The 6,483-nt window shown below is 45.5% G+C and carries 7 protein-coding genes; 4 read left to right on the top strand and 3 right to left on the bottom strand.

Annotation, left to right across the window (positions count from 1 at the left end; genetic code table 11):
- On the bottom strand, positions 1-204 hold a 204-nt coding region (locus WBV27_RS02380), incomplete at its 3' end, for a hypothetical protein (RefSeq protein ID WP_424199074.1).
- A gap of 93 nt (positions 205-297) precedes the next feature.
- Positions 298-1,389 carry a chromate transporter gene (locus WBV27_RS02375; protein WP_424199072.1) on the bottom strand — a complete coding sequence of 364 codons (1,092 nt, stop codon included), beginning with the start codon at positions 1,387-1,389 and terminating at the stop codon, positions 298-300.
- Between the two features lie 202 nt (positions 1,390-1,591).
- Between WBV27_RS02375 and WBV27_RS02370 the strand changes: the two genes are divergently transcribed.
- Entirely contained in the window at positions 1,592-3,091 is a 1,500-nt protein-coding gene (locus WBV27_RS02370) for a gluconokinase (RefSeq protein ID WP_424199070.1), read from the top strand.
- Between the two features lie 61 nt (positions 3,092-3,152).
- On the opposite strand, the gene WBV27_RS02365 is transcribed toward WBV27_RS02370, so the two are convergent.
- Positions 3,153-3,638: a glutathione peroxidase gene (locus WBV27_RS02365; RefSeq protein ID WP_424199068.1), complete on the bottom strand. Its 486-nt coding sequence runs from the start codon at positions 3,636-3,638 to the stop codon at positions 3,153-3,155.
- A 224-nt stretch (positions 3,639-3,862) separates the two neighbouring features.
- Between WBV27_RS02365 and pta the strand changes: the two genes are divergently transcribed.
- The 3 genes from pta to WBV27_RS02350 all read left to right on the top strand — a co-directional run bounded on the left by pta (position 3,863) and on the right by WBV27_RS02350 (position 6,006).
- Positions 3,863-4,837 carry a phosphate acetyltransferase gene (gene pta / locus WBV27_RS02360; protein WP_424199066.1) on the top strand — a complete coding sequence of 325 codons (975 nt, stop codon included), beginning with the start codon at positions 3,863-3,865 and terminating at the stop codon, positions 4,835-4,837.
- Positions 4,838-4,991: 154 nt separating this feature from the next.
- Positions 4,992-5,474 carry a tRNA (adenosine(37)-N6)-threonylcarbamoyltransferase complex ATPase subunit type 1 TsaE gene (tsaE, locus tag WBV27_RS02355; RefSeq protein ID WP_086627156.1) on the top strand — a complete coding sequence of 161 codons (483 nt, stop codon included), beginning with the start codon at positions 4,992-4,994 and terminating at the stop codon, positions 5,472-5,474.
- Position 5,475: 1 nt separating this feature from the next.
- A complete protein-coding gene (locus tag WBV27_RS02350) occupies positions 5,476-6,006 on the top strand; it encodes a GNAT family N-acetyltransferase (protein ID WP_086627158.1) in 531 nt (176 codons plus the stop codon).
- The last annotated feature ends 477 nt before the right edge of the window (positions 6,007-6,483 follow it).

Raw genomic sequence — 6,483 nt, 5'->3', positions numbered from 1 at the left:
CAAGTTGGCAACGGCTACCTTTTGGGCGCTGTCGAGGCGATGGAAGACGAAGATTACGTCAAATGGATTGACTAATACAAAAAGCAAGGAGAGCAGCGGATTGGTTCGCTGCTCTCCTTGCTTTTTTTGCATTTGTGCCTCGACAATTTTAGTGTTGTTTGCTGAGGCAGGTTCCGGAACCATGGATAACTTTCTATTACTCATGGTTTAACTCGTGATTGGGACTGAAAGCATGGATTACTTTTTTATATTCATGGTTTTGACTGATGTTAGGGTCTTTTTGTGTGGGTGCTGCGTTCAAAACATTGTAACTAGCCACCCGATGAAGCCGCCCATGATAATCAGATAGGAGGAGTTCACTTTGAAGCTGATGAGGGCGATGGAACTGACAGCGAAGATGACGACGCTGACCCACGAAACGAAGGTCGCTGTCCCCAATTGCCAGGATACCGATGCCATCAATGCCAGCGAAGCAACCGTAACTCCGTCCAAAATACCGGCGAAGATTTTTGAAGAACGCAGTTTGTTGAATAGCGGATGCAACAAAAGAATCAGCAGGAAGGAAGGCAAAAAGATACCGACCGTCGCCAATAAGGCACCCGGGACTCCTTGGATCAGATAGCCCACGAAAGTCGCCGTCGTGAAGACAGGACCGGGGGTGAACTGGCCGATCGCGACAGCATCCAGCAACTGGGTGCTGGTCAGCGCAGCATAGCGGTCGATAAATTCAGCCTGCAGAAAAGCCAGCAGCACATAACCGCTCCCGTAAAGGACCGAGCCGATCTTCAAAAAGGTCAGGAACAACAGCGTCAGCGACATAGGTTCGACCGCCAGATGCCGCGACCGCCATTTGGATAATTGCTGCGTCAGCAGCATCATCAATCCGGTCAGGATGAGGATCGTGATTTCGCCGACGCCCATCAGCGACAGCAGATAGGCCGCCAAGAACAAAAGCAGCGATTTGGTGTCCTTGATGGTCGTCTGCCCCAGACGGAAAAGGGCCTGGATGATGACTGCAAGGATGACCGGTTTGATGCCGGTGAAAATCGCTTCGATGAGCGGCACCTCACCGTACTCTTTATAGAACATGGCCAGCAGTAACACGATTGACATGGCTGGAAAAATGAAGCAGATGCCCGCCAAGAAAAGCCCAAGCTTTCCACCACGTTTGTAGCCCAAAGCGATAGCCAACTCCGTTGAATTCGGACCGGGAATCAGATTCGTGAATCCGAGTAGATCCATGAAATCCGATTTGGTGAGCCATTTGCGCTTCGTCACCAATTCGTCCTCCATCATGGCGATGTGCGCGGCCGGACCTCCGAAGGCAAACAGACCCAACCGGGCAAAAACAAGGCAGATTTCCTTGTAGGTTTCTTTAGGATAGGTCATGATGTTCCCCCTTGTGTATAGATCTCATCAGTATAGCAGACAGCGATGTATATCCAGCAAAGATTGCGTAAAAAAAATGTAAACGATCGAAGGCAGAATATCAAACATTATCAAAAAATTTGCACCCATGCTTGTGGAATTTTGCTATAATGGTTAGGGTCGTGAAAATAAGTTAAATTTTTTTGGATTGGTGGTTATTAATTTGGCAGCACGATATGTCATGGGAGTGGATGTCGGTACCACAAGCACAAAAGCCGTACTGTACGAAACGGATGGCTCTGCTTACGAATCAGCGTATGCGCATTATCCATTGATTAAAGAGAATCCCGAAATGGCGGAACAAGACTTGGACGAAATCTTTTCTGCCGTATTAAAAACGATAAAAGCAGTCATAGAGAAAGCGGAACTGGGTCCGACGGATATTGCCGGCATAGGCTTTTCGAGCGCGATGCACAGCTTAATCCTCATGGATGCGGAAGGAATTCCTTTGACGAGGAGCATTACCTGGGCCGATAATCGTTCGAAAAAATATGCACGCATGCTGAAACATTCCGAAGTGGGTCAGCGTTTTTATGAAAAAACGGGTACACCTTTGCATCCTATGTCCCCATTGAACAAAATTCTCTGGTTGAGGGCGGAGAATCCTGAGCTTTTCCAAGCAGCGCGCTGGTTCATCGGCATCAAGGAATACATTCTTTGGCGCTTGTTCGGTGAATTCGTTGTGGACTATTCCGTTGCATCAGCTACTGGCATGTTCAACATCAGGGAATTCCGTTGGGATGAGGAAATTCTGGAATTCTGTGGCATCACGAGTCAAATGCTGCCGTTGCCGGTAAGTCCTGGCCATCAACTGAGCGGACTCTCGGAAGAAGTTGCGGAGTTGCTGGGCCTTGCTGCGGACACACCCTTTATTGTTGGTGGGAATGACGGCTGCTTAGCCAACCTCGGTATGGGAGCGATTCGCGCTGGTACGGCGACAATCACAATCGGTACGAGTGGTGCGGTCCGGATGACGAGCGACAAACCTTATCTAAGCCCGGAAGGACGTACGTTCAGTTATATCCTGGATGAAAACCATTATGTGAACGGTGGCGCCGTCAACAATGGCGGTAACATCTTTGATTGGGCCATCAAACAATTTTTGCCGGCGAACATTGCTGATGAAGATCTCTACGATAAAGCGATGGAGATGATCACAAACGTCTCACCGGGAGCTGATGGATTGGTTTTCCATCCCTATCTGAATGGAGAGCGAGCGCCTTTATGGAATGCGGATGCCAGAGGCAATTTCAGCGGTATCAACATGCTGCATACGAAAGAGCACTTTTTGCGTTCCGTATTGGAAGGCATCTGTCTGAATCTGAAGGATGTGCTCGCGGCAGTCATCCCGATGAACGGGGAGCCGACAAAAATCATGGCCAGCGGAGGCTTTTCGCGCTCGCAGGTCTGGCGCCAAATCTTGACCGATATCATCGGCATGCCGATCGAATTTCCGGAAACTTTTGAAAGTTCCTGTACGGGTGCCGCTTTAATCACGCTGAAGAGCTTGGGTTTGGTGGAATCAGTGGATGACGCAGAGGAAATGATGGGTGCCTCGATCGAACATCAACCGGATGAAGACAGCAAATCTGTCTATGCAGCGATGTTCCCGCGTTACCAAGAGATGAGCAAGCTGTTGCAGGAATTTTATACAGAAAAATGAAATTGAACGAATAAAAAAGACATAGCCACTGAATTTTTACTCAGTGGCTATGCCTTTTTGTTTAATCATTCGTAACTGGTTGCTCCAAAGCACTTTCGATCAGTTTCGTCATTTTCTTTGGTGTGGTGATCGGGGCAAAACGTTTGATGATTTCGCCATCGCGGCCGATCAGGAATTTTGTGAAATTCCACTTGATGGCGCCGCCTCCTGTCTGTTCGACCAAATATTTGTAGAGCGGATCCGCATTGTCTCCATTCACTTCAATCTTATCGAAAATCGGGAAAGTGACACCGTAATTGAGTCGGCAGAATTCAGCAGCCTCGGCACCGTTCAATGGTTCTTGGTTATTGAACTGGTTAGACGGAAATCCTAGAACGATGAAATCCTTATCTTTGTATTGTTCGTAAAGTTCCTCCAGTTCATCCAATTGACCTACTAAACCGCACTTTGAAGCTGTATTTACGATGCAGATGACTTTTCCTTTGTACTGTTCCAATGGTACAGATGACTGATCTGTTTTTCTTACATGATACTCATATATGGACATATCGAAGGACTCCTTTGGTTATGCTACTTATAGGTGTTAAAACATAGTATAAACAACAATGTAAAGGATTGCAAAAGAAAAGCCCCCGTAAAAATCGAAGGAGATATGACAGTTTGATGAGAAATGATGAAATTGTAACAGTAATTTCCATAAATGACTGTTTTTTTATTCTCGTTTGCTGTATGATAGTTGAGTATTATAAATCGAATCTGGAGGGATTTTTTTTGGACATGTTTGAAGGCTTAAGCCAAAAAATCGTAGGAAAAAAAATAAAAATCGTTTTCCCGGAAGGCTTAGAACCAAGAATTTTAGGGGCAGTCGTTCGTCTTAAAGCGGAAGATTTAGTTGAACCAATCGTTATCGGAAATGTGGATGCAGTCAAAGAAGCTGCAAAAGGCCGCGGATTTAGACTAAGTGGTATCCAAATCATCGACCCAGCTGATTATGCTGAACTCGATGAAATGGTTGCATCTTTCGTCGATCGCCGTAACGGTAAAGTCACTGAAGAACAAGCTAGAAAATTGTTGTTGGATGAGAATTATTTCGGAACAATGATGGTACACATGGGCTTAGCTGATGGTCTAGTGAGCGGCGCTGTTCACTCTACAGGTGATACTGTCCGTCCGGCGCTTCAAATCATCAAAACAAAACCAGGCGTAAGCCGCACAAGTGGTGCTTTCATCATGCTCCGTGGTACTGAAAGATTCCTGTTCGCTGACTGCGCAATCAACATCAATCCAAATGCACAAGAACTTGCTGAAATCGCAGTGGAAAGTGCTAAAACGGCTGAAATGTTCGAAATCCAACCAAACGTTGCTTTGATGAGCTTCTCAACAAAAGGCTCAGCAGCATCACCGGAAGTCGACAAAGTTGTGGAAGCTACAAGAATCGCTAAAGAATTGGCGCCCCAATACAACATCGACGGCGAATTGCAATTCGATGCTGCTTTTTCTGAAGTGGTCGCTAAACAAAAAGCTCCTGGCTCAACTGTAGCTGGTCAAGCAAAAGTATTCATTTTCCCTGAAATCCAATCAGGAAACATCGGCTACAAGATCGCACAACGTTTCGGCGGGTTCGAAGCAGTAGGCCCAATCTTGCAAGGCTTGAACAAACCGATTTCCGATTTGTCACGCGGATGTAACGAAGAAGATGTCTACAAAACAGCCATCATCACAGCAAACCAAACATTACTTGATTAATGGAATAATGGAAAGCCTGGATCAAATCTGGCTTTCCATTTTTTGTTGTGCTTGAAAATGATGCATCCGCAGAAAAAAGGTGCATTCCGGAGTGAATATTCCTATAATAAGGAATGGAATCAAATAAATCGGTGAAGATGGGAGCAGATTCAGAATGTTCACCTTACTAGCAAAGAATGAAGAAGAAACGATGGAGATAGCCGCGCAATTGGCGCAGCTATTGGAGCCGAAAGATGTCATCCTCCTTGAAGGGAATTTAGGTGCAGGCAAAACCACCTTTACAAAAGGATTGGCAAAGGGTCTGGGCATTGACACGGTTATAAAAAGCCCAACGTATACTTTGATCAGAGAGTACACAAAGGGCAGGTTGCCGCTGTACCATATGGACGTCTATCGTTTGGAGGATGTCGGCGGGGATGAACTGGGCTTCGAAGAATATCTCTACGGAAATGGCGTTTCCGTGATCGAATGGGCAAAGTTCATCGAAGAAGAATTGCCGGATGCATATTTGACAATCCGCTTGGTCCCTACCGGGGAATTTTATGAAAACAGGGAAATCACTTTTCTGCCGACCGGCGAACGTTATGCCACTTTAGTCGAAACACTACAGGGAATACTCATGAAAGAAGGACAATAGCATGCGCAAAAGAGAGAAAGTCGAAATCATGATCCGGGAAGCCATCCCGGCCGATGCGAAGGACATCATTGCTTTCAGCAGAAAAACCGGCGCAGAAACGCCTTATTTGGCATATGGGGCTGAAGGTTTGGAATTATCCGAAGCCTTCGAAGAATTATATCTGGAAGATTTGATGGAGAAAGACAACAATGTGATGCTGATTGCGACGATAAACAACAAACAATTGATAGGGTTGGCGTCCGTCGGGGCAACAGATAAACCGAAGCTTAGGCATGTAGGAGAAGTCGGTATCACCGTCGAGAAGGATTATTGGGGATTCGGAATCGGCTCGGTTCTGATGGAAGAAATCGAAACATGGGCAATCGAGAGCGGCGTGATCCGCCGCTTGGAGTTGACAGTACATGGAGAAAACGAACGGGCCATCCATCTCTATGAGAAAATGGGTTATCAGCAAGAAGCGGTGATGCCGCGTGCCATGCTGATCGATGGGGAATTTATCGATGGCGTATTGATGAGTCTGATGATCGATTAGCGTATAGGGACAGAATGACGTTTTAGGCAAAAAAAGTTGAATTTTTTTGTTGAAATCGGCATTTCCTACTTGACGTGTTAACGCTTACATGTTATTATAACTATACAAAGAGAAACATACTAAGTTAAACAAAGAAACACAAAAGAGTATGCCACTCTTTCAGGGAAATCCTTCAAAAAGATTTTCCGGTTAACAGCTTTTCAGTTAAGCTGTTAATGCAAAGTCTTAGATGGTTCGGAATTTGTGTTCTAGATGCATTTCTAAGACATGAAAACTTGAACCATTCTAAGATTAATAAACAGTAGATTTCATTCAAGCAGCTAGAAGCGAAAGCTTACATGACTTGCCTGAAAGACAAGCATAACTAGTATTGAAAAGTTCGTAGATCATTATGATTGAACAATCAATGAAGCGAGGATGAGACTACTGATTTAGGAGGAAGTGTTCCGATTGTTGGAGCACTTCCTTTTTTGCGTC

Source organism: Trichococcus sp. (assembly GCF_049589555.1).
Classification (GTDB): Bacteria; Bacillota; Bacilli; order Lactobacillales; family Aerococcaceae; genus Trichococcus.
Note: the sequence above shows the minus strand (reverse complement) of the source record. Positions and strands in the feature narration are given on the sequence as shown.

What these genes read in the sequence shown, in the direction of transcription:
- WBV27_RS02375 (WP_424199072.1), bottom strand. Translation starts at nt 1,389, where the DNA reads ATGACCTATCCTAAAGAAACCTACAAGGAAATCTGCCTTGTTTTTGCC.
- WBV27_RS02365 (WP_424199068.1), bottom strand. Translation starts at nt 3,638, where the DNA reads ATGTCCATATATGAGTATCATGTAAGAAAAACAGATCAGTCATCTGTA.
- WBV27_RS02350 (WP_086627158.1), top strand. Translation starts at nt 5,476, where the DNA reads ATGCGCAAAAGAGAGAAAGTCGAAATCATGATCCGGGAAGCCATCCCG.
- tsaE (WP_086627156.1), top strand. Translation starts at nt 4,992, where the DNA reads ATGTTCACCTTACTAGCAAAGAATGAAGAAGAAACGATGGAGATAGCC.